This window comes from Pseudomonas laurylsulfatiphila (assembly GCF_002934665.1).
GTDB classification, from domain to species: Bacteria; Pseudomonadota; Gammaproteobacteria; order Pseudomonadales; family Pseudomonadaceae; genus Aquipseudomonas; species Aquipseudomonas laurylsulfatiphila.
The window spans coordinates 754,514-774,916 of record NZ_NIRS01000005.1 but is presented as its reverse complement, the minus strand read 5'-3'; the positions used below and the strand labels follow the sequence as shown (position 1 = coordinate 774,916).

General features: G+C 59.0%; 24 protein-coding genes. 16 read left to right on the top strand and 8 right to left on the bottom strand.

Going from position 1 to position 20,403, the window contains the following annotated elements:
* Positions 1-357: 357 nt before the first annotated feature.
* Positions 358-1,578 carry a CaiB/BaiF CoA transferase family protein gene (locus tag CD175_RS22175; protein WP_104450439.1) on the bottom strand — a complete coding sequence of 407 codons (1,221 nt, stop codon included), beginning with the start codon at positions 1,576-1,578 and terminating at the stop codon, positions 358-360.
* Positions 1,579-1,591: 13 nt separating this feature from the next.
* Entirely contained in the window at positions 1,592-2,773 is a 1,182-nt protein-coding gene (locus tag CD175_RS22170) for an acyl-CoA dehydrogenase (protein ID WP_007969743.1), read from the bottom strand.
* Positions 2,774-2,930: 157 nt separating this feature from the next.
* Between CD175_RS22170 and CD175_RS22165 the strand changes: the two genes are divergently transcribed.
* The 11 genes from CD175_RS22165 to CD175_RS22115 all read left to right on the top strand — a co-directional run bounded on the left by CD175_RS22165 (position 2,931) and on the right by CD175_RS22115 (position 13,087).
* A complete protein-coding gene (locus tag CD175_RS22165; protein WP_104450438.1) occupies positions 2,931-3,830 on the top strand; it encodes a LysR family transcriptional regulator in 900 nt (299 codons plus the stop codon).
* A 435-nt stretch (positions 3,831-4,265) separates the two neighbouring features.
* The gene (locus CD175_RS22160) at positions 4,266-5,387 is read left to right on the top strand and encodes a Re/Si-specific NAD(P)(+) transhydrogenase subunit alpha (RefSeq protein ID WP_007969746.1); all 1,122 of its coding nucleotides are present in this window, start codon (positions 4,266-4,268) and stop codon (positions 5,385-5,387) included.
* Positions 5,388-5,398: 11 nt separating this feature from the next.
* The gene (locus tag CD175_RS22155) at positions 5,399-5,749 is read left to right on the top strand and encodes an NAD(P) transhydrogenase subunit alpha part 2 (RefSeq protein ID WP_053152987.1); all 351 of its coding nucleotides are present in this window, start codon (positions 5,399-5,401) and stop codon (positions 5,747-5,749) included.
* The gene (locus tag CD175_RS22150) at positions 5,746-7,179 is read left to right on the top strand and encodes an NAD(P)(+) transhydrogenase (Re/Si-specific) subunit beta (protein ID WP_007969748.1); all 1,434 of its coding nucleotides are present in this window, start codon (positions 5,746-5,748) and stop codon (positions 7,177-7,179) included. The genes CD175_RS22155 and CD175_RS22150 overlap by 4 nt, the downstream gene beginning before the upstream one ends.
* A gap of 213 nt (positions 7,180-7,392) precedes the next feature.
* Positions 7,393-8,886, top strand: coding sequence for a succinyl-CoA:acetate CoA-transferase ScpC (locus tag CD175_RS22145; RefSeq protein WP_095967831.1), 1,494 nt, complete (start codon positions 7,393-7,395; stop codon positions 8,884-8,886).
* Positions 8,887-9,205: 319 nt separating this feature from the next.
* A complete protein-coding gene (locus CD175_RS22140; RefSeq protein ID WP_007969750.1) occupies positions 9,206-9,421 on the top strand; it encodes a DUF1127 domain-containing protein in 216 nt (71 codons plus the stop codon).
* Between the two features lie 258 nt (positions 9,422-9,679).
* Entirely contained in the window at positions 9,680-9,889 is a 210-nt protein-coding gene (locus CD175_RS22135; RefSeq protein ID WP_104450457.1) for a DUF1127 domain-containing protein, read from the top strand.
* Between the two features lie 145 nt (positions 9,890-10,034).
* Positions 10,035-10,355 (top strand): DUF2388 domain-containing protein, encoded by a 321-nt coding sequence (locus tag CD175_RS22130; protein WP_015092936.1) that lies wholly within the window; start codon positions 10,035-10,037, stop codon positions 10,353-10,355.
* Positions 10,356-10,462: 107 nt separating this feature from the next.
* Positions 10,463-10,780 carry a DUF2388 domain-containing protein gene (locus CD175_RS22125; protein WP_104450437.1) on the top strand — a complete coding sequence of 106 codons (318 nt, stop codon included), beginning with the start codon at positions 10,463-10,465 and terminating at the stop codon, positions 10,778-10,780.
* A 28-nt stretch (positions 10,781-10,808) separates the two neighbouring features.
* Positions 10,809-11,129, top strand: a complete 321-nt coding sequence (locus CD175_RS22120) for a DUF2388 domain-containing protein (RefSeq protein WP_008045884.1) — start codon at positions 10,809-10,811, stop codon at positions 11,127-11,129.
* Positions 11,126-13,087 carry a DUF7844 domain-containing protein gene (locus CD175_RS22115; RefSeq protein WP_104450436.1) on the top strand — a complete coding sequence of 654 codons (1,962 nt, stop codon included), beginning with the start codon at positions 11,126-11,128 and terminating at the stop codon, positions 13,085-13,087. The genes CD175_RS22120 and CD175_RS22115 overlap by 4 nt, the downstream gene beginning before the upstream one ends.
* A 131-nt stretch (positions 13,088-13,218) precedes the next feature.
* Here CD175_RS22115 and trpA read toward each other — a convergent pair whose 3' ends face one another.
* Together trpA and trpB are read right to left on the bottom strand one after the other, a co-directional pair.
* On the bottom strand, positions 13,219-14,031 hold the full coding sequence (gene trpA, locus CD175_RS22110; protein ID WP_104450435.1) for a tryptophan synthase subunit alpha: 813 nt from the start codon (positions 14,029-14,031) through the stop codon (positions 13,219-13,221).
* The gene (gene trpB, locus CD175_RS22105) at positions 14,031-15,251 is read right to left on the bottom strand and encodes a tryptophan synthase subunit beta (RefSeq protein WP_008002146.1); all 1,221 of its coding nucleotides are present in this window, start codon (positions 15,249-15,251) and stop codon (positions 14,031-14,033) included. The genes trpA and trpB overlap by 1 nt, the downstream gene beginning before the upstream one ends.
* 124 nt (positions 15,252-15,375) lie before the next feature.
* Between trpB and CD175_RS22100 the strand changes: the two genes are divergently transcribed.
* Positions 15,376-16,269 (top strand): LysR family transcriptional regulator, encoded by an 894-nt coding sequence (locus CD175_RS22100; RefSeq protein WP_104450434.1) that lies wholly within the window; start codon positions 15,376-15,378, stop codon positions 16,267-16,269.
* Here CD175_RS22100 and CD175_RS22095 read toward each other — a convergent pair.
* The gene (locus CD175_RS22095) at positions 16,266-16,589 is read right to left on the bottom strand and encodes an ElaB/YgaM/YqjD family protein (RefSeq protein ID WP_104450433.1); all 324 of its coding nucleotides are present in this window, start codon (positions 16,587-16,589) and stop codon (positions 16,266-16,268) included. The two genes, CD175_RS22100 and CD175_RS22095, sit on opposite strands and share 4 nt — an antisense overlap.
* Before the next feature lie 157 nt (positions 16,590-16,746).
* On the opposite strand from CD175_RS22095, the gene CD175_RS22090 reads away from it, so the two are divergent.
* Together CD175_RS22090 and CD175_RS22085 are read left to right on the top strand one after the other, a co-directional pair.
* Positions 16,747-16,962, top strand: a complete 216-nt coding sequence (locus CD175_RS22090; RefSeq protein WP_015092929.1) for a dodecin — start codon at positions 16,747-16,749, stop codon at positions 16,960-16,962.
* A gap of 121 nt (positions 16,963-17,083) precedes the next feature.
* The gene (locus tag CD175_RS22085) at positions 17,084-17,308 is read left to right on the top strand and encodes a DUF1161 domain-containing protein (protein WP_104450432.1); all 225 of its coding nucleotides are present in this window, start codon (positions 17,084-17,086) and stop codon (positions 17,306-17,308) included.
* Positions 17,309-17,375: 67 nt separating this feature from the next.
* Here CD175_RS22085 and CD175_RS22080 read toward each other — a convergent pair whose 3' ends face one another.
* Positions 17,376-18,377, bottom strand: coding sequence for an LLM class flavin-dependent oxidoreductase (locus CD175_RS22080; protein ID WP_008002158.1), 1,002 nt, complete (start codon positions 18,375-18,377; stop codon positions 17,376-17,378).
* Positions 18,378-18,616: 239 nt separating this feature from the next.
* On the opposite strand from CD175_RS22080, the gene CD175_RS22075 reads away from it, so the two are divergent.
* The gene (locus CD175_RS22075) at positions 18,617-19,048 is read left to right on the top strand and encodes an OsmC family protein (RefSeq protein WP_007969768.1); all 432 of its coding nucleotides are present in this window, start codon (positions 18,617-18,619) and stop codon (positions 19,046-19,048) included.
* Positions 19,049-19,228: 180 nt separating this feature from the next.
* Positions 19,229-19,462, top strand: coding sequence for a DUF1161 domain-containing protein (locus CD175_RS22070; RefSeq protein WP_104450431.1), 234 nt, complete (start codon positions 19,229-19,231; stop codon positions 19,460-19,462).
* A gap of 4 nt (positions 19,463-19,466) precedes the next feature.
* Here the strand turns inward: CD175_RS22070 and CD175_RS22065 are convergent, their stop codons facing one another.
* Both CD175_RS22065 and CD175_RS22060 read right to left on the bottom strand, forming a co-directional pair.
* Positions 19,467-19,886: a PA0061/PA0062 family lipoprotein gene (locus tag CD175_RS22065; RefSeq protein WP_104450430.1), complete on the bottom strand. Its 420-nt coding sequence runs from the start codon at positions 19,884-19,886 to the stop codon at positions 19,467-19,469.
* Between the two features lie 40 nt (positions 19,887-19,926).
* Positions 19,927-20,349 (bottom strand): PA0061/PA0062 family lipoprotein, encoded by a 423-nt coding sequence (locus CD175_RS22060; RefSeq protein ID WP_007969774.1) that lies wholly within the window; start codon positions 20,347-20,349, stop codon positions 19,927-19,929.
* Between the last annotated feature and the right edge of the window lie 54 nt (positions 20,350-20,403).

Below are 20,403 nucleotides of genomic sequence, written 5' to 3'. Positions count from 1 at the left end.
ATTTTTTTAAGAAGTTTTCAAGGAATCCTTAACAACTTCAACCACTTGCGCTTTCGATCTCTCGTCAGCGGGAGGCGAATTCTACAGCGTTACTCGCTGCTGTCAACACCTCTTTTTCAACTTCCTTGGTGCTTCGATGACCTGAAGCAACCTGCTGCCGAAAACTGCGTAACTCTTTGTTTACCAAGGAGTTTTCCGTTTCGACTGCGCCGGAAGTGGGGCGAATTATAGACATCTGAAATCTGCCGTCAAGCACTGATTTTGCTTTTCTATCAATAACTTGCAGAAAGCGCTAAAACGCCTGATTTGAGGCCTATATAGAGAAGCAAAAACGCTTCCCTATATAGAAGAGAGACATCAGAGCACGCCAGACGCCTTGAGCGCAGACACCGAGCCTGCATCCAGCCCCAGGACCCGATGCAATACCTCCAGCGTATGCTCACCCAGCAAAGGTGGCGCAAACCGGTACTCCACCGGGGTTTCGGACAGACGAATAGGGCTCGCCACCTGAGGCACCATTCCCGCCAGCGCATGCGGCAGCTCGATGGCCAAGCCGCGTGCCTTGACCTGAGGATCGGCAAACATCTGCGCCAGGTCATTGATAGGCCCGCATGGCACGCCCGCCTGCTCCAGCTGCGCCACCCATTCAGCGGTGGTCTTGAACACCGTTGCCTGGCGGATGAGCGGAATCAGCACCGCGCGGTTCGCCACCCGCACTTTGTTGGTGGCAAAACGCGGATCGTCCGCCCACTGCGGCTGTCCGGCCACTTCCGCGAACTTGCGGAACTGCCCGTCGTTCCCGACGGTAAGGATGAAATCGCCATCCGCCGTAGGAAAGTCCTGATAGGGCACAATGTTCGGATGAGCATTACCCAAGCGTTTAGGCGCATTGCCTGTCGTCAGGTAGTTCATGGCCTGGTTGGCCAGACAGGCCACCTGCACGTCCAGCAGCGCCATGTCGACATGCTGACCACCGCCGTCGTGATCCCGATGCGCCAGCGCAGCCAGGATCGCGACAGTCGAATACAGCCCGGTCAGGATGTCCGTCAGCGCCACGCCAACCTTCACCGGCCCCGCACCTTCTTCGCCTTCAGGTCGCCCCGTGAGGCTCATGAGACCGCCCAGCCCCTGGATCATGAAGTCATAACCCGCACGCTTGGCGTAAGGGCCAGTCTGGCCAAATCCGGTGATCGAGCAATAGATCAGGTCCGGATTGATCGCCTTCAGCGATTCATAGTCCAGGCCATAGGCTGCCAGACCACCAACCTTGAAGTTTTCGATCAGGATGTCCGACTTCGCCGCCAGTTCACGCACCAGCTTCTGCCCTTCAGGGCGAGTGAAGTCGATCGTGACCGATTGCTTGTTGCGATTGGCCGACAGGTAATAGGCGGCCTCGCTGGTGTTTTCCCCATAGGCGTCTTTAAGGAACGGTGGCCCCCAGGCGCGCGTGTCATCACCGTTACCGGGGCGCTCGACCTTGATCACTTCAGCGCCGAGGTCGGCCAGGATCTGTCCGGACCAAGGCCCGGCCAGCACCCGCGATAAATCCAGTACCCGTAGATGCGATAGCGCGCCCATGGACGTCCTCCTGTTAATAGAACGCCTGGATGCCGGTTTGCGCACGACCGAGGATCAGCGCATGGACGTCGTGCGTACCTTCATAGGTATTCACCACTTCCAGGTTCACCAGGTGGCGAGCAACGCCGAACTCATCGGAGATGCCATTGCCACCCAACATATCGCGAGCCATGCGCGCGATGTCCAGGGACTTGCCACAGGAGTTGCGCTTCATCATCGAAGTGATTTCGACTGCAGCAGTGCCTTCATCCTTCATACGACCCAGACGCAGGCAACCTTGCAGCGCCATGGTGATTTCGGTCTGCATGTCGGCCAGTTTCTTCTGGATCAACTGAGTGGCTGCCAATGGACGGCCGAACTGTTGACGATCCAGGGTGTACTGGCGAGCGGTGTGCCAGCAGAACTCGGCTGCACCCAGTGCGCCCCAGGAGATGCCGTACCGTGCCGAGTTGAGGCAGGTGAAAGGACCTTTCAGGCCACGGACATCCGGGAAGATGTTCTCTTCCGGCACAAACACGTTGTCCATTACGATTTCACCGGTGATCGATGCCCGCAGGCCAACCTTGCCGTGAATCGCCGGAGCGCTCAGGCCTTTCCAGCCTTTCTCCAGAACGAAGCCGCGGATGTCGCCGGCATCGTCCTTGCCCCAGACCACGAACACGTCGGCAATCGGGCTGTTGGTGATCCACATCTTGCTGCCGGTGAGGCTGTAGCCACCTTCCACTTTGCGCGCACGAGTGATCATCGCGCCCGGGTCGGAACCGTGGTTAGGCTCGGTCAGGCCGAAGCAGCCGATCCACTCGCCCGAGGCCAGTTTCGGCAGGTACTTCTGCTTCTGCGCTTCGGTACCGAACTCATTGATCGGCACCATCACCAGCGAGGACTGAACGCTCATCATCGAGCGATAACCGGAGTCGATACGCTCGACTTCACGGGCGATCAGGCCGTAGCTGACGTAGTTCAGGCCGCTGCCACCGTATTGCTCGGGGATGGTTGCACCCAACAGACCCACTTCGCCCATTTCGCGGAAGATCGCTGGGTCGGTCTTCTCATGGCGGAAAGCTTCAAGAATGCGCGGCGCAAGGCTCTGCTGAGCGAACTGCGCAGCCGTGTCGCGAATCATGCGTTCTTCTTCAGTGAGCTGTTGATCCAGCAGCAGGGGATCGATCCAGTTGAAGCTAGCTTTACCGCCCATGAGTGTGTCCTCTCGAATCGGGTCAAATAACGTGGACTGATCCTAGGCCTGGATCGGCGCTACGGCAAACGAGGATTTCGCATACTGTTGTGCTAATTTCTCACTCCGAAACGTCGCAAAAGAGCCTTTATGCGATGCATTAGTGAGGTTGACGTACATGCGCAGGAAGATACCCAGCACCACCGCCCTGATCAGCTTCGAGGCCGCGGCACGCCATGAAAGCTTCACCAAGGCCGCCCAGGAACTTTCGCTGACCCAGGGGGCGATTTGCCGACAAATCGCCAGCCTTGAAGAGTTCCTTAGCGTAGAACTGTTCCGACGTTCGCGGCGTGGAGTGAAGCTGACGGAGGCCGGGCTTTCCTACAGCCGTCGGGTCGCCACTCAACTGGATGCGGTTGAGCGCGACACCTTGTCCGTGATGGGCCAGCAGGGCACCAACGTAATCGAATTGGCCGTGGTTCCGACCTTCGGCACCCAATGGCTGCTGCCACGACTCAAGGACTTCCAGCAGAAGCACCCGGAAGTCACCGTCAACCTGACCAACCGCACACGTCCATTCCTGTTCGCCGACACTGATTTCGATGCCGCGATCTACTTCGGCGACGCAGATTGGTCGGGTACAGAATCCCACAGGCTGATGGGTGAAAATCCGATGCCCGTTTGCAGCCCCAACCTGCTCGCAAACAAGACCAGCCTTACGCCCGGCGAAATTGCCGATTTGCCCCTGCTGCAACAAACCACCCGTCCTTATGCCTGGCGCCAGTGGTTCGATTCCCAACACCTGAATGTCCCGCGAGACATGACAGGCCCCCGCTACGAGCTATTCTCCATGCTCGCCCAGGCGGCCATGCATGACATGGGCATTGCCCTGATTCCGCCGTTTCTGATTCAAAGGGAGTTGAAAGAGAAACGCCTGGTAATCGCCAACCCGCAAGCACTGTCCAGCATCAAGGCTTATTACCTGATGATTCCTGAGCGAAAGGTCGAATCCGCGTCTTTAAGGGCATTTCGTGACTGGCTGGTAAACCAGGCGCACAGCTACAGCCTAGAGGAGTAAAGGCTTTCCGATGTTACCTGACCCCGTAGTCAGCAAAAACAAAGCCCTACAGATATACGTATTTGTCGCATGGCAGCAAACTGTATCGAGAAGTCGTACAAACGTCCCACAAGCGCCTGATCATGCGGCTTTGCGCCACTATTTCGAGGCGATGCCGCATCATTCATACGGCCGATGTGTAAATTCTTCAGTTTCAGCCAAAATCCTTGTAAAGCACGGTCTGCAAGGGATCGAGCCGGTTGGTTGCGACATTCGGTCACGGGGTGACTTGTAGTTAATTTTCCGTCACCCGTCATAATCCCTTGAAGGGCACAAAGTTCGCCTGCAAAATGCCGCGCCCCGCCCTGATTTGGCGGGACCGTGCTGATCGGCCGCCCCAGCCGCACCATCCGTAGTGCATGGGTTTACTCAATAAGATCACGCAGGAGATTTGACGTGCACATTGGTGTTCCTCTCGAAACCCAGACCGGTGAAACACGGGTTGCTGCAACCCCGGAAACCATCAAGAAGCTGATCAGCCAGGGTCATAAGGTCACTGTACAAAGCGGCGCCGGCGTTAATGCCAGCGTTGTCGACAGTGCCTATGAAGCGGCAGGCGCAACCATTGGCAGCGCCAATGATGCGTTTGGAGCAGAGCTGATTTTGAAGGTGGTCGCCCCCAGCGACAGCGAGCTGGCGCTGATTAAAAGCGGCACCGTTGTGGTGGGTATGCTCAATCCGTTCAACAACGAAACCATCGCCAAGATGGCCGAGTGCGGCATTACCGCCTTCGCCCTGGAGGCTGCGCCACGTACCTCCCGCGCCCAAAGCCTGGATGTGCTGTCGTCGCAGGCCAACATTGCCGGTTACAAGGCTGTCTTGCTGGCCGCTCACCATTACCCTCGTTTCATGCCGATGTTGATGACGGCTGCGGGCACCGTGAAAGCGGCGCGCGTGCTGATCCTTGGTGCCGGTGTGGCCGGGTTGCAGGCCATTGCTACGGCAAAACGCCTGGGTGCGGTGATCGAAGCCTCCGACGTGCGTCCTGCGGTGAAAGAGCAGATCGAATCCCTCGGCGCGAAGTTCGTCGACGTGCCTTACGAGACCGACGAAGAGCGTGAATGCGCCGTTGGTGTCGGTGGTTACGCCCGGCCGATGCCGGCCAGCTGGATGCAGCGCCAGGCCGCAGCCGTGCACGAGCGCGCCAAACAAGCTGACATCGTCATCACCACAGCACTGATTCCCGGCCGCAAGGCACCGACGCTGCTCAGCGCAGAAACCGTGGCACAGATGAAACCGGGCTCGGTGGTCATCGACCTCGCGGCCGCCCAGGGCGGTAACTGCCCGCTGACCGTGGCCGATCAGGTGGTCGTCGAAAACGGCGTGACCATCGTTGGCCCGACCAACCTGGCGGGCGCAGTGGCGGCCGATGCTTCGGCGCTGTACGCACGCAACCTGCTGGACTTCATGAAACTGTTGTTCGATAAAGAAGGACAACTGGTGATCAACCTTGAAGACGATATCGTCGCCGCGTGCCTGATGTGCCGCGACGGCCAGATCGTGCGCAAGAACGGCTGAGGATAAAAACAATGGAAGACATGCTGATCTCTCACGGTATCTACAACCTGATCATCTTCGTGCTGGCCATCTATGTCGGCTACCACGTGGTCTGGAACGTTACACCTGCACTGCACACGCCACTGATGGCTGTCACCAACGCCATCTCGGCCATCGTGATCGTCGGCGCCATGCTCGCCGCCGCCCTCACTGTGACCCCGCTGGGCAAGACCATGGGCACCCTGGCCGTGGCCCTGGCCGCGGTCAACGTGTTTGGTGGCTTTCTGGTGACCCGCCGCATGCTGGAAATGTTCAAGAAGAAAGCGGCCAAAGCTCCGGCTGCCAAGGCCGAAGCAGTCAAGGCTGAGGTGCAGCAAGCATGAGCATGAACCTGGTTACGTCCCTGTATTTGATCGCCTCGGTCTGCTTTATCCAGGCGCTCAAGGGCCTCTCGCACCCCACCACGTCGCGCCGCGGCAACCTGTTCGGCATGCTCGGCATGGGCCTGGCAATCCTCACCACGGTCGGCCTGATTTACAAATTAGGCGCCGAACTGGCCCATGACGGTATCGTCTACGTGATCGTCGGCCTGCTGATCGGCGGCACTGCCGGTTCGATCATGGCCAAACGCGTTGAAATGACCAAGATGCCCGAACTGGTCGCCTTCATGCACAGCATGATCGGCCTGGCCGCGGTGTTCATCGCCATTGCGGCGGTCGTCGAACCGCAGTCGCTGGGTATCGTTGCGCAGTTGGGTGACGCGATCCCGGCCGGTAACCGCCTGGAGCTGTTCCTCGGTGCCGCCATTGGTGCGATCACCTTCTCCGGTTCGGTAATCGCCTTTGGCAAGCTGTCGGGCAAGTACAAGTTCCGCCTGTTCCAGGGCGCACCAGTACAGTTCACCGGTCAACACAAACTGAACCTGCTGCTCGGCGTAGCCACCCTTGGCCTGGGCATCACCTTCATGTTGACCGGCGACCTCAGCGCCTTCGCCTTGATGCTGGCCCTGGCCTTCATCATGGGCGTGCTGATCATCATCCCGATCGGCGGCGCGGACATGCCAGTGGTCGTGTCGATGCTCAACAGTTACTCCGGCTGGGCAGCGGCAGGTATCGGCTTCTCGCTGAACAACTCGATGCTGATCATCGCGGGTTCGCTGGTAGGCTCGTCCGGTGCGATCCTCTCGTACATCATGTGCAAGGCGATGAACCGCTCCTTCTTTAATGTACTGCTCGGCGGTTTCGGCAATACAGCCGACGCAGGTCCGGCAGGCGCCAAGGAAGCCCGTCCGGTGAAATCCGGTTCGGCTGACGACGCGACTTTCCTGCTGACCAACGCCGACACCGTGATCATCGTTCCGGGCTATGGCCTAGCGGTAGCACGGGCGCAGCACGCGTTGAAGGAACTGACCGAGAAGCTGACCCATCGCGGCGTGACCGTGAAGTACGCGATCCACCCGGTTGCCGGTCGTATGCCGGGCCACATGAACGTGCTTCTGGCGGAGGCCGAAGTGCCTTACGACCAGGTGTTCGAGATGGAAGACATCAACTCCGAGTTCGGTCAGGCCGACGTGGTGCTGGTGTTGGGCGCCAACGACGTGGTCAACCCGGCCGCGAAGAACGATCCGAAATCGCCGATTGCCGGCATGCCGATCCTCGAAGCGTTCAAGGCCAAGACCATTATCGTCAACAAGCGTTCGATGGCCAGCGGCTATGCCGGCCTGGACAACGAACTGTTCTACCTGGACAAAACCATGATGGTGTTCGGTGACGCCAAAAAGGTTATCGAAGACATGGTAAAAGCCGTCGACTAATCCTCTGCGGTACACAGAACGCCCCGACTCGTCGGGGCGTTTTTGTTTGCGCAAATCGTCGGACAAACTATTCTTTTATTACCGATCCGGTAACGGTGTTTTGCTTGAAAGGCCCGGAATAGACGCCTCGATTGCGACCTTGGTAGCGGGACAGAAGTCGACGCAATTCACTAGACTGCACGTCCTGCTACCTGTTGCCCGAGATAACAATCCATGTATCGTGACCGTATTCGCCTGCCTTCGTTGTTGGACAAAGTGATGAGCGCTGCCGACGCTGCCGCTCTGATTGAGGACGGCATGACCGTCGGCATGAGTGGCTTCACTCGCGCCGGTGAGGCAAAGGCCGTCCCCCAGGCGCTGGCCGAGCGCGCCAAGGTCACGCCGCTGAAGATCAGCCTGATGACTGGCGCAAGCCTGGGCAACGACCTCGACAAACAGCTGACCGAAGCTGGCGTGCTGTCGCGACGCATGCCGTTTCAGGTCGACAGCACCCTGCGCAAGGCGATCAACGCCGGTGAAGTCATGTTCATCGACCAGCACTTGTCGGAAACCGTGGAGCAATTGCGCAACCAGCAATTGAAGCTGCCGGACATCGCGGTGATTGAAGCCGTTGCGATCACCGAGCAAGGGCATATCGTGCCAACCACTTCGGTAGGCAACTCGGCCAGCTTCGCGATTTTCGCCAAGCACGTGATCGTCGAGATCAACATGGCGCACAATCCGAACCTCGAAGGCCTGCACGACATCTATATCCCGACCTATCGCCCGACCCGCACTCCGATTCCATTGGTCAGAGTCGACGACCGCATTGGTAGCACCGCCATCCCGATTCCAGCGGAAAAAATCGTCGCCATCGTGGTCACCAATCAGGCTGACTCACCCTCAACGGTGCTGGCGCCAGACGCTGAGACCCAAGCCATTGCCGACCACCTGATCGACTTCTTCAAACAGGAAGTGGCCGCCGGACGCATGACCAACAAGCTCGGTCCGCTACAAGCCGGTATCGGCACCATCGCCAACTCGGTGATGTGTGGCCTGATCGACTCGCCGTTCGAAGACCTGACGATGTATTCCGAGGTGCTGCAAGACTCGACTTTCGACCTGATCGACGCCGGTAAGCTGAGCTTTGCTTCGGGCAGCTCTATCACCCTGTCGAGCCGGCGCAATGCCGATGTGTTCGGCAACCTGGAGCGTTATAAGGACAAGCTGGTCCTGCGCCCGCAGGAAATCTCCAACCACCCGGAAGTTGTACGCCGCCTCGGCATCATCGGCATCAACACGGCGCTGGAGTTCGACATCTACGGCAACGTCAACTCCACCCACGTCTGCGGCACCCGGATGATGAACGGCATCGGTGGCTCGGGCGACTTCGCGCGCAACGCACACCTGTCCGTGTTCGTGACCAAGTCGATCGCCAAAGGCGGCGCAATCTCCAGCGTGGTGCCGATGGTCAGCCACGTTGACCATACCGAACATGATGTCGACATCCTCGTGACCGAAGTGGGCCTGGCAGACTTGCGAGGCCTGGCGCCCCGGGAGCGTGCCCGGGTCATCATCGACAAGTGCGTACACCCGGATTACCGCCAGGCGCTGAATGATTACTTCACTGCGGCGTGCGCTATCGGTGGGCACACCCCGCACATCCTGCGTGACGCACTCAGTTGGCACATAAACCTGGAAGAAACCGGGCACATGCTGAAGAAGTAATTGCTACAGATAACAGCTGGCGCAAACACAGTTTCGCCAGCTTGCCCTTGCCACCCTCGCAATATGAAAAAACTGTACTGCTGTACTGGTCATTTCCTACGGAAAATTACTACCTCATCGGGGTAAAACAGCATTTTTGCACTCAAACAGTGCAGACAGGTACAGTTGCCTCAATTTCGACCAGTACACCCCCTATAAACAGTTAACTGAGCTCTCACAATACAGATGAACTGTATCTACAGAGACTAGGCAAACAAGAGGATCATGGGCACCAGTTAAACCACTACCTAATCCCGCCACAAGCGGAAGGATGACCACCATGGAACGTACACTCAGTTCCGATCTGTTCTTCGAAGACACTGCTGCAAAAACTCAGGCTTCCCTGCCTCTGCGCGTTATCGCCAACCTGATGTTGTGGCAGCGCCGCATTACCAGCCGCCATCAACTGGCTCGCCTGGATTCGCGTCTGCTGGCTGACGCCGGGATTAGCGAAGCACAACGCTACGAAGAGCTGAGCAAGCCGTTCTGGCGCTAAGTTAGCGTCGCTGGCTCTGACCTTAAGGTCCACCGCCAGCAACTCGAATTGAAAAAACAAAACCCGTCGTGGGCAACCACGACGGGTTTTGTCGTTTTGGCCTGGCAAACCTGGTCTTACAGAAGAGAAACCTGATAACCAGTACAGTTTGCAAAAAACTCAAACTGCATGAGTACAATATCGCCACTGTGTGTCTGTAGTAGATATTCGGCGGGTGTCAGCATGGAGCTCTCCACTTATCAGGACAGGGACCGTGCCATGACGAACGTAGAGGATTTTTCCATTCCCTCGGTTCAATCGAGACCTTGTCAGCAGAGGCTCCGAGGGCTGCTGAAGTGGCTCTGCGCTGGCCTGGAAAGAGCGAGAACGCGACGTTTGCTGGCTCAACTCGATGATCGCCAGCTAGCGGATCTGGGTATCAGTCACGCCGACCGCAGCAATGAATTGGATAAACCGTTTTGGCGCTGACTTCCTGCGTGCAGGGTCAGGACTGTTCGAACCGACACAGACAGGCCTAATATCACTTCAGAACGTGGCGAACGCCGAGTGCCTAGCGTCTGACTTTGCAGACACTGCGCCATATTTCAAATGGTCTACCAAAAGGAGTTACCCCATGTCCCGTCTTCGCCTGCTTAGCGCCGCGGCCCTGTTTGCCGTGGCTGCCGGTGCCCAAGCCTCCAGCTTCATCGTGACCACGGATGCAGTGGTCAACGCACTCAAGGCCACGTCCGATGCGACTACCAACATCGTTTCGTCGTCGTTCAAGGATGACAAGATCGTCCTCGCCGCTCGTGACGACGCCGCCAGCTTCGTCGCCAGCGAAGGCTCCATCCGCGGTGTGAAGCTGGAAAGCGCCCTCGATCACATTCGCCATAAGGCGCCGCAACTGAGTGCAACAGACGCACAACTGGCTCAGGCAATCCTGACCATCTAAACGGCGGTACTGACATGGGGCACGCCCGGCGTGCCCCAATGTTTCGACACTGGCTCTAGACCGGCCCTTGCGCTAGCCTTGGGACTCACTTTCAACTGTCGAGTCTCATGCGTTTTCCTTCCCGCTTCCTGATCACTCCGGTCTTTCTCACCCTGGGTTACTGCGCATCAGCCTACGCTTATGACGCCTTCAACCTGTCCACCCAGGGCACCGTCGCCAGTGGTTACGCCACAAGCCTCGTGACCTCCGCCCCCTTCGACCATAAACTACTGCTCGCCGCCCACGATGATGCCGCGGCATTCATTGCCAGTGACGGCCAACTGAGAGGCGCACGACTGGAGTCGGCCCTGCGGTATCTGCGCCAGACCCAGGCAAAACTTCATGCCAGCGACCTTGAACTGGCGCAAGCAATTCTCGTCCAATAGTTATCCCTGCTTTTCTGGAGTTCGTTCCATGCGTAACCCGCTGATTGCTGCCATTCTCGGCCTGCTGCTGTTGGCCGACGTGGCCCAGGCACATACTCTGGTTGCCACCAGTAACATCCTGATCCGAGCTACCCAGCGCACCCTCGATTTCACCTCCGACACCACCACATCCATTCGCGATTCGAAAATCGTGCGCGAAGCCCAGGACGACGCCGCCAGTTTCGTCGCCAGCAATGGCGACATTCGTGGCGCTCACCTGGAGTCCGCTTTCAACTTGCTGCGCACCCGCGTGCCCGAAGCGCGCGACGCCAGCGATCAGGATCTCGCCGAAGCCATCCTCGCACTGTGAGGTGTCCACGCGCCTGGCTGCTGACCGGGGCCCTGTTGCTGCTCGGCAACACGGCTCACGCAGGCCTTCAGTTAGAACTCAAGACCGAAGGTCTGACGTCCGCGCAACAACAAGCCAGCCAGGCGTTGCTTGATGAAGCCATGCAGGCGCTGCCGCCACGCTTCATCGAGCAGTTGGACCGGCGTATCGTCGTCGGCTGGACCGATGACATGCCGCGCAATGCCTACGGCCAGGCATCGCTGGTGTCCGAGCTCGATCTGAACCGCAACCTGCTCGCCGGCCTCACCGATGGCAGCGCCGCGAGCAAAAAAACCCATCGCCCCCATGGCACCGTGCGCCGGGAAATGCTGGCCACTGTGTTGCACGAGCTGACTCACATCTACGACCGTTCGCGCCTGTGGCCGGATGACGAGCGCAAGCTGATTCAGCGCTGCACCCGGCGCAACAACAGCTCAGGGCTGGTCGGCATACCCGACCAATGTCGGGGCCAGTCCGATCGGCGCTTTACCCTCAGCGACGATCCGCGCCTGCTCGACCTGGCCGGCTGGCAGCAATACGTAGGCCGTCGGGGTGAACGCGAACAGCACAATCGCCAGATTGCCCGCAGTCCGGATATCTACGAGACCAGCAGTCCCAAGGAGTTCGTCGCGGTCAACATGGAGTATTTCCTCCTCGACCCGAGCTACGCCTGCCGCCGTCCCGCACTGTATCGCTACTACAAAGAGCATTTCGGCTGGGCGCCCACCGCCAGTGACACCTGCAGCAAAACCGTCGCGTTCCTCAATGCCGGTAACGACTTCGCCAGGACACCGCTGGGGCAGGTCGATCCGGAGCGGGTCTATGCCGTTGACTATCTGTTGGCCGAGGCCAACCAGAACCTGTTCAGTCGCTGGGGCCACAGCATGCTGCGTTTGGTGATCTGCGCGCCGGGCCGCCCCCGAGGCCCGGATTGCCGACTGGACCTGGACCAGCACCTGGTGCTGTCGTATCGCGCCTTCGTCGGTGACGTGCAGTTGTCGAGCTGGGATGGCCTGGTCGGCAAATACCCGTCGCGGCTGTTTATCCTGCCGCTGTCCCAGGTCATCGACGAATATACCAAGACCGAACTGCGCAGCCTGGCCTCCGTGCCCCTGAACCTGTCGCGCACAGAGATTGAAGACGTGGTGGAACGTGCCGCCGAGATGCACTGGAGCTACGACGGTAACTATTTCTTCCTGTCGAACAACTGCGCGGTGGAAGAACTGAAATTGCTGCGTGGCGGCACCAACAACCCGAAATTGGTAGGGCTCGACAACATCATGCCCAACGGTTTGCTGGAAGTGCTCAAAGGTCGAGGGCTGGCGGACACCAGTGTGCTGGACGATCCGCGGGAAGCCTTGCGCCTGGGTTATCGTTTCGATTCCTTCCGCGAACGCTATCAGGCGATGTTCGAAATCCTGAAAAAGCACTTGCCGGTCAAACAGGAAACCGTCGAAGAGTGGCTGGACTTGAAAGCCGCGGAACGTCGGCAATGGTTCGAGCAGGCAGACCTGCGCACCAGCGCGGCGCTGCTCCTGCTGGAACAGGCCAGTTTCCGTCAGCAGTTGCTGCTGGCTCAGGATGAAGTGAAGCAGCGCTATCTAGGCGCCCGGGAATTGCAGAATGGCGGCATGGACAAGGCCAACGAGACGCTCAAGGACATTCTCGCCAACAGCGGCTTCCTCAGCCGTCCGGCGGAACTGCTGGGCACCAACGGTTATGGCTTGCCACAGCCGAGCGAGTGGGAGCATCTGGAATCGGAAAGCAGCCAGCGCCAGAAGCAGCTTCTGGCGCTGTCCGGAGACTTGGACAAGGAAGTGAGAGCGTTGCTCGAACCGGGGCGTGCCGCCGAAATGGCCGCCAACGAAGCCAACGTAAAGCAGATTGGCGAGCATTTGCGCAAACTGCACAAGGCAGCAGGCGGCATAGAGTTGCCTTGACCCGCAATCTTGTAGGGGCGAGCTTGCTCCCACAAGGTTTACAGCGTTTAGCCACACACAGCAAAAAGGGCTTCAGAACGCAGTCCTGAAGCCCTTTTTGCTGTTCAGTCTCTGAATCAGGAAGGTTGCCTTCAGCTGACGCGGGCCTTACGCACGCCGTCCGCCAGTGCCGAGCACAGACTCAATACGCCGTCGACGGCCTGCTCCGCAGTTGCCGCATTGGCGATCTGGTCGATCAACGCCGAGCCCACCACCACGCCATCAGCCAGGCGTGCAATGGACGCTGCCTGTTCCGGAGTCCGGATACCGAAACCGATACTGATCGGCAGGTCGGTATGGCGGCGCAGACGGGCGACCGCTTCCTCGACGTGTTCCAGCGTGGCGGCACCGGCGCCGGTCACACCGGCCACCGACACGTAGTAGACGAAACCGGAGCTGCCGTTGAGAACAGTCGGCAGGCGCACATCGTCGGTGGTCGGCGTGGTCAGGCGAATGAAGTCCAGGCCCGCAGCCTGCGCCGGGTCGCACAGCTCGCCATTATGCTCCGGCGGCAGGTCGACCACGATCAGGCCATCAACGCCGGCCTCTTTGGCCTCAGCAATGAAGCGCGGCACACCGTACATGTGGATCGGGTTGAAGTACCCCATCAGCACCAGCGGCGTTTCGTTGTTGTCCTGGCGGAACTCGCGAACCATTTGCAGGGTTTTCGCCAGATTCTGCTTGGCACCCAACGCACGGATGTTGGCGAGTTGGATGGCCGGCCCGTCAGCCATCGGGTCGGTGAAGGGCATGCCCAACTCGATCACGTCGGCACCAGCCGCCGGCAAGCCCTTGAGGATGGCCAGGGAGGTGTCATAGCCCGGGTCGCCAGCGGTCACGAAAGTCACCAGGGCGGCGCGGTTCTGTTCCTTGAGTTCGGCAAAACGCGTTTGCAGGCGGCTCATCAGTGTTTCTCCTGCTTAGATTGTTCCATGTGGTGCATCACGGTCTGCATGTCTTTGTCGCCACGGCCGGACAGGTTGACCACCATCAGGTGATCCTTTGGCAGGGTCGGTGCGCGCTTGAATACTTCAGCCAGGGCATGGGCGCTTTCCAGGGCCGGGATGATCCCTTCCAGGCGGCAGCACTGGTGGAACGCGGCGAGGGCTTCGTCGTCGGTCACCGAGGTGTACTGAACGCGGCCGATGTCGTGCAACCAGGCGTGTTCCGGACCGATACCTGGGTAGTCGAGGCCGGCGGAGATCGAGTGGGCATCGATGATCTGGCCATCGTCATCCTGCAGCAGGAAAGTGCGGTTGCCGTGCAGCACGCCTGGAACGCCGCCATTCAGGCTGGCCGCATGCTTGCCGGTCTCAATGCCGTAACCGGCCGCTTCAACGCCGATGATCTCGACACTCTTGTCGTCGAGGAACGGGTGGAACAGGCCCATGGCGTTGGAGCCACCGCCAATGCACGCCACCAGGCTGTCCGGCAGGCGACCTTCCTGGGCTTGCAGCTGCTCGCGGGTTTCCTTGCCGATCACGGCCTGGAAGTCGCGGACCATCGCCGGGTAAGGGTGCGGACCGGCCACGGTGCCGATCAGGTAGAAGGTGCTGTCGACATTGGTCACCCAGTCACGCAGGGCTTCGTTCATTGCATCCTTCAGCGTGCCGGTGCCGGCGACCACCGGGATAACCTCGGCGCCCAGCAGCTTCATGCGGAACACGTTGGCCTGCTGGCGTTCGATGTCAGTGGTGCCCATGTAGATCACGCAATCCAGGCCGAAACGCGCAGCCACGGTGGCCGTCGCCACGCCGTGCATGCCGGCGCCGGTCTCGGCGATGATGCGTTTCTTGCCCATGCGCCGCGCCAGCAGGATCTGGCCGATGCAGTTGTTGATCTTGTGCGCGCCGGTGTGGTTCAGCTCTTCGCGCTTGAGGTAAATCTTCGCGCCGCCACAGAACTCGGTCAGACGCTCGGCGAAGTACAACGGGCTTGGACGTCCGACGTAGTCGCGCTGGAAGTAGGCCAGTTCTTCCTTGAATGCAGGATCTTCCTTGGCCAACTCATATTCACGGGCCAGGTCGAGGATCAACGGCATCAGGGTTTCGGCAACGTAGCGGCCACCGAACGCGCCAAACAGGCCGTTGGCATCAGGGCCGTTGCGCAGATTAGTCTGGGTCATTTGGCGCTCCAGTTGAATGCGTGAAGTGATGCATAAAGAGATAGTGGGCTTCACTCTACCCCTGACGTCCCGGCCTGAAAACCGATAAGATCGCCACAACCTGTCAGGAAAACTCACAGATCCCATGAGCCATGACCTTCCTCCGCTGAATGCGCTTCGCGCCTTCGAAGCCACTGCCCGCTTGAACAGCGTCAGTCAGGCGGCCGAGCAACTGCATGTCACCCATGGGGCGGTCAGCCGGCAGCTCAAGGTGCTTGAAGAACACCTCGGCGTCAGCCTGTTCATCAAGGAAGGTCGCGGCCTGAAACTCACAGATGCCGGCTTACGCCTGCGTGACGCCAGCAGCGAAGCCTTCGAGCACCTGCGCAGCGTCTGCACGGAACTCACACAAAGCATGGCCGACGCCCCATTCGTGCTCGGTTGCTCGGGAAGCCTGCTGGCGCGCTGGTTTATCCCGCGACTGGGGAGACTCAATGCCGACCTGCCGGACCTGCGCCTGCACCTGTCGGCCGGAGAAGGCGATCTCGATCCGCGAAGACCGGGACTGGATGCCTTGCTGGTCTTTGCCGAGCCACCCTGGCCGGCGGACATGCAGGTTTTCGAGCTGGCCAGCGAACGTATCGGCCCGGTCATGAGTCCCCGGTTCGCTGGCTATGAGCGGCTCAAGCAAGCGCCGGAAAGCGCACTGCTGAACGAACCCTTGCTGCACACCACCTCACGCCCGCAAGCCTGGCCAAACTGGGCGCAACAATGCGGCCTCGACGTCAGGGCGTTGAAGTACGGCCAGGGATTTGAACATTTGTATTATTTGCTGGAAGCCGCCGTCGCGGGCCTGGGCGTGGCGATTGCCCCCGAACCCTTGGTGACGGAGGACTTGAAGGCCGGCCGCCTGGTTGCGCCATGGGGCTTCAGTGAAACCCCGGCACAACTGGCGTTGTGGTTACCCAAGCGCGCCGCGGACGGGCGCGCCCGGCAACTGGCGCAGTGGCTGAAAAACGAGCTGCACCGGGCGGATTAATCACGCTTGCACAACAGATAAGCGGCCAGCAGGCCCAATGCACCCACGGCGACACCGGCTGTAGTCCAAGGGTGCTCCTGGGCGTAGTCCCGGGTGGCAATCCCGGTTTCGCGGGTTTTGACCTTGACCTCTTCATAGGCGTCGGCCAGCAGGTGCCGCGAGTGCTTCAAGGCATTCTCGGCGTTGCTTTTCAGGGTCTTGAGGGTCTTACGCGACTCGTCCGAGGCGTCGTCCTTCAGGTTTTCCAAAGACTTGAGCAGACTCTCGATCTCGGCTTCCATGCTTTGCAATGAGGCTTTGCGTAACGAGGTGTTGGCCATGGTGGCTCTCCTGCATTGGTGATGAGTGGCGTGTGTTGGTTGGGACTTCAGGGGTTCGAGAAAGTGCAGAAAATCTGAACTTCACTCTCAGAACGGCCAACAGAAGAAATAGGAAAAATCACTGCTAGGCTGTAATTCACACGCCAAGGAGAACGCCATGTCTGACCATCACACCTACAAGAAAGTCGAGCTGGTCGGCTCGTCCACCAGCAGTATCGAAGATGCGATCAACAACGCACTGACCGAAGCCAGCAAAAGCATCAAGTACATGGAATGGTTTGAAGTCACCGAGACCCGTGGGCACATCAGGGACGGCAAGGCTGCGCACTTTCAGGTGACCCTGAAAGTCGGATTCCGGATTGCCAGCAGCTGACTTTGGGCTAGTCTTCTGAACTTGCACGCCGGCCGAATGCCATAGGGAATGGCAAAGCGCTGCATGAGTGCGTCCGGCTGACGGCTGGTTACCCCTATGATCCGACCAGGGAATGCAACCGATGAAGAAGTTTATGTTGGCGGTAGGTTTGTTGAGCCTTGCGGGGACCGCATTGGCGGATGGTGGCAAGCCATGCGAAGAGCTGAAAGCCGAAATCGCAGCGAAACTTGATGCCAAGGGCGTTTCCGGTTATTCGCTGGAGATTGTCGATAAAGGTAGCGCTGCCGGCGGAAAAGTTGTTGGTAAATGCGAAAAGGGCGCCAAAGTGATCGTCTACAAAAAGTAGGCCAATCCTCGCCTGAAAGAAAAAGCCGACGCCCTGGCGCCGGCTTTTTCATGCCTGTCGTTTGAGATCAGCCGCGCATGACCTGCGCCAGCAGCTCGTAGGAATGCACGCGATCCGAATGCTCATACAGGTCACAGGTGAAAATCAGCTCGTCAGCCTGGGTCTGTTCGATCAAGACCTCGAGTTTGGCGCGGATTTTCTGTGGGCTGCCAATCATGGCCAACCCAAGAAAATCGTGCACGGCCTCTTTCTCATGGGGCAGCCACAGGCCGTCCATGGTCTTCACCGGCGGACGCTGTACCAGGCTTTGGCCGCGCATCAGGGCGAGAATCCGCTGGAACACCGAAGTCGCCAGGTAATCGGCCTGCTCGTCCGTATCGGCCGCCACCAAGGGCACGCCGAGCATTACGTAAGGTTTGTCCAAAACGGCTGAGGGCTTGAAGTGATTGCGGTAGACCCGAATCGCTTCATGCATGTAGCGCGGCGCGAAATGCGAAGCGAAGGCATAAGGCAAACCGCGTTCACCGGCCAGTTGTGCACTGAACAGGCTCGATCCCAACAACCAGACCGGCACATTGGTCCCGGTTCCCGGCATGGCGATGATCCGTTGATCCGGGGTACGTGGCCCGAGGTAGCGCACCAGTTCCGCCACATCTTCCGGGAAGTCGTCGGCGCTGCCGGAGCGCTCGCGGCGCAACGCACGCGCGGTCATCTGGTCGGAACCGGGCGCGCGCCCCAGGCCCAGATCAATCCGGCCCGGATAAAGGCTTTCCAGAGTGCCGAACTGCTCGGCAATCACCAAGGGTGCGTGGTTGGGCAACATCACCCCGCCTGAGCCGACTCGAATGGTCGACGTGCCACCGGCCAGATAACCGAGCAGTACCGAGGTCGCGGAACTGGCGATGCCGTCCATGTTGTGGTGCTCTGCCACCCAGAAGCGGTTGTAACCGAACTTCTCGACATGCTGCGCCAGGTCCAGCGAGTTGCGCAGCGACTGGGCCGCGCTGCCGTTCTCGCGCACCGGCACCAGATCGAGGGTCGAGAACTTGATATCGGACAGTCGTTTCATAAACCTGCTTCTCCAATTGAGGGCGCAGGTTTGTTCTTGCGAACGCAAACCTGCCGAATCCAAAAGCGTGTTCATGCAATGTGGGCATATACCCGAGTTTCAATAGCCAGGTAAAAAATCCCGCGAAAAAAGCAGATTGATCGGACGAAGTGAACTTTGCCCCTTCGTCTATCCTCACAACCCTGGCAACCGAAAACCCCGCAGGCGCGACCTTTCGCGCCGACCTTTAGGAGACTGGCATGGCTATCGTCAAGAAAGCATCGGCCCATTGGGAAGGTGATCTGAAAACCGGCATTGGCTCGATTTCCACAGAAACCGGCGTGCTCCGGGAAGCCCCCTACGGCTTCAAGGCGCGCTTCGAAGGCGGCCGGGGAACCAACCCGGAAGAGTTGATCGGCGCTGCCCACGCCGGCTGTTTCTCCATGGCGTTCTCCATGATTCTCGGTGACGCCGGCCTGAAGGCCGATAGCATCGATACCCAGGCAGAAGTCACTCTGGATCAAGTGGACGGCGGCTTTGCGATCACCGCAGTGAAATTGATTCTGAAGGCGAAAATCCCGGGGGCAAGCCAAGCGCAGTTCGAAGAACTCAGCAACAAGGCCAAAGAGGGCTGCCCGGTGTCCAAAGTGCTGAATGCCAAGATCAGCCTGGAGGCAACATTGGTCAGCTAGATCTTCATTGAAACGAAAAGATCGCAGCCTTGCGCAACCTGCCGGGATCATTCGGCAAGAGGTGCCCAAGACTGCGATCTTTTTTGCGTCGTGACAGATTTGCCCGCTAATAATATGGTCGAATAAATGACAGCAGCGAAAACCTGTGAATAGGCGTGCTGCCTCAAAGGAGCTTCAACCATGAAACGTTTTGCCCTGGCGGTTATCTGTTGCGCACTGGCCACGTCGGCCCTCGCAGCACCGAAACCCTGCGAAGAGCTCAAGGCCGAGATCGAAGCCAAGATCCAGGCCAGTGGCGTCACTTCCTACACGCTTGAAATCGTCACCAACGACGAAGTGCACGACCAGAACATGGTCGTGGGCTCGTGCGAAAACGGCACCAAAAAAATCATCTACCAGAAGAACGACCGCTGACATCTCACATCAGGCAGTAGGCTTCGACGTCTTCAGCGACGATCTCGCGCTTGGCGTTGTACAGCCGGGCGCCGGGGGTAAGTGCAATGGAGCGGCCTTCGAGCACATAACGCTGACCGGCTTCGAAATGATCGTAACGGATGGTCAGATAGCACAGTCGTTCAGAGGGACCGCTCATCATGCCCAATCCGCCGCCGGGGACTTCAAAGTCGAAGCGCACGATCAGTTCGTGGCTGCCGGGCATCACTTCAAAATAACGCCCATCGCTCAATCGTTGTTTGTCCAGGCGTTCGGCCATCAATAACTTGTCGTTAGGGAAGGGCGTCGAAAAATCAACCCAGGCCATTTTTGGATCAGGTGTCGGCATCGGGCTTTGACAGCCCGCGACGACACCGACGGCGAGTAACAGCATCAACCTGCGCATGATGGATGTCCCAGGGGATATGCATCCAGCATAACGCCGATCAGGTTCGTTGACAGCCCGCAGGGGTGCCCTGGCCGATCACTTTTCGCTGCTGATCATAGAGCTTGGCCCACGGCCGAAAACCGATGTTCCCCGCTTGCAGTTGATAACGTTCGCCGGCGTTGAAATCCTTGAATTTCACGTTCAACTGACAATCGCGCCACAACGGCTCGGCGTCGGGGCCGATGTTGGTGGGCTGCACCGGAAACTGGTAGCGGACTGTCAATTCATGGCTACCGGGCTGAACCTCGAAGTACCGCTTGTCGTCGGTGGCCTTGTCATCGACCTCCAGTGCCTGCAACGCCGTATCTTCTTGTTTCGAGTCCAGGTCGATCCAGGCTTGCGCAGGATCATGGCGGGGTATTCCGAATCCGGCACAGCCGGCCAGCAACAGCAGACTTCCTGTCAGTATCATCGTGCGCATAGCGGAGCTCCAGTCAGGCGGGATAGTCTTGCGGGAAGACTCTCCAAGGAAGAA

Bases quoted from the DNA above. Each gene is read 5' to 3' on its own strand.
- CD175_RS22175 (WP_104450439.1), bottom strand. From the start codon at position 1,578: ATGGGCGCGCTATCGCATCTACGGGTACTGGATTTATCGCGGGTGCTG.
- CD175_RS22170 (WP_007969743.1), bottom strand. From the start codon at position 2,773: ATGGGCGGTAAAGCTAGCTTCAACTGGATCGATCCCCTGCTGCTGGAT.
- CD175_RS22165 (WP_104450438.1), top strand. From the start codon at position 2,931: ATGCGCAGGAAGATACCCAGCACCACCGCCCTGATCAGCTTCGAGGCC.
- CD175_RS22155 (WP_053152987.1), top strand. From the start codon at position 5,399: ATGGAAGACATGCTGATCTCTCACGGTATCTACAACCTGATCATCTTC.
- CD175_RS22150 (WP_007969748.1), top strand. From the start codon at position 5,746: ATGAGCATGAACCTGGTTACGTCCCTGTATTTGATCGCCTCGGTCTGC.
- CD175_RS22145 (WP_095967831.1), top strand. From the start codon at position 7,393: ATGTATCGTGACCGTATTCGCCTGCCTTCGTTGTTGGACAAAGTGATG.
- CD175_RS22140 (WP_007969750.1), top strand. From the start codon at position 9,206: ATGGAACGTACACTCAGTTCCGATCTGTTCTTCGAAGACACTGCTGCA.
- CD175_RS22135 (WP_104450457.1), top strand. From the start codon at position 9,680: ATGACGAACGTAGAGGATTTTTCCATTCCCTCGGTTCAATCGAGACCT.
- CD175_RS22130 (WP_015092936.1), top strand. From the start codon at position 10,035: ATGTCCCGTCTTCGCCTGCTTAGCGCCGCGGCCCTGTTTGCCGTGGCT.
- CD175_RS22125 (WP_104450437.1), top strand. From the start codon at position 10,463: ATGCGTTTTCCTTCCCGCTTCCTGATCACTCCGGTCTTTCTCACCCTG.
- CD175_RS22120 (WP_008045884.1), top strand. From the start codon at position 10,809: ATGCGTAACCCGCTGATTGCTGCCATTCTCGGCCTGCTGCTGTTGGCC.
- trpA (WP_104450435.1), bottom strand. From the start codon at position 14,031: ATGAGCCGCCTGCAAACGCGTTTTGCCGAACTCAAGGAACAGAACCGC.
- trpB (WP_008002146.1), bottom strand. From the start codon at position 15,251: ATGACCCAGACTAATCTGCGCAACGGCCCTGATGCCAACGGCCTGTTT.
- CD175_RS22100 (WP_104450434.1), top strand. From the start codon at position 15,376: ATGAGCCATGACCTTCCTCCGCTGAATGCGCTTCGCGCCTTCGAAGCC.
- CD175_RS22095 (WP_104450433.1), bottom strand. From the start codon at position 16,589: ATGGCCAACACCTCGTTACGCAAAGCCTCATTGCAAAGCATGGAAGCC.
- CD175_RS22090 (WP_015092929.1), top strand. From the start codon at position 16,747: ATGTCTGACCATCACACCTACAAGAAAGTCGAGCTGGTCGGCTCGTCC.
- CD175_RS22085 (WP_104450432.1), top strand. From the start codon at position 17,084: ATGAAGAAGTTTATGTTGGCGGTAGGTTTGTTGAGCCTTGCGGGGACC.
- CD175_RS22080 (WP_008002158.1), bottom strand. From the start codon at position 18,377: ATGAAACGACTGTCCGATATCAAGTTCTCGACCCTCGATCTGGTGCCG.
- CD175_RS22075 (WP_007969768.1), top strand. From the start codon at position 18,617: ATGGCTATCGTCAAGAAAGCATCGGCCCATTGGGAAGGTGATCTGAAA.
- CD175_RS22070 (WP_104450431.1), top strand. From the start codon at position 19,229: ATGAAACGTTTTGCCCTGGCGGTTATCTGTTGCGCACTGGCCACGTCG.
- CD175_RS22065 (WP_104450430.1), bottom strand. From the start codon at position 19,886: ATGCGCAGGTTGATGCTGTTACTCGCCGTCGGTGTCGTCGCGGGCTGT.
- CD175_RS22060 (WP_007969774.1), bottom strand. From the start codon at position 20,349: ATGCGCACGATGATACTGACAGGAAGTCTGCTGTTGCTGGCCGGCTGT.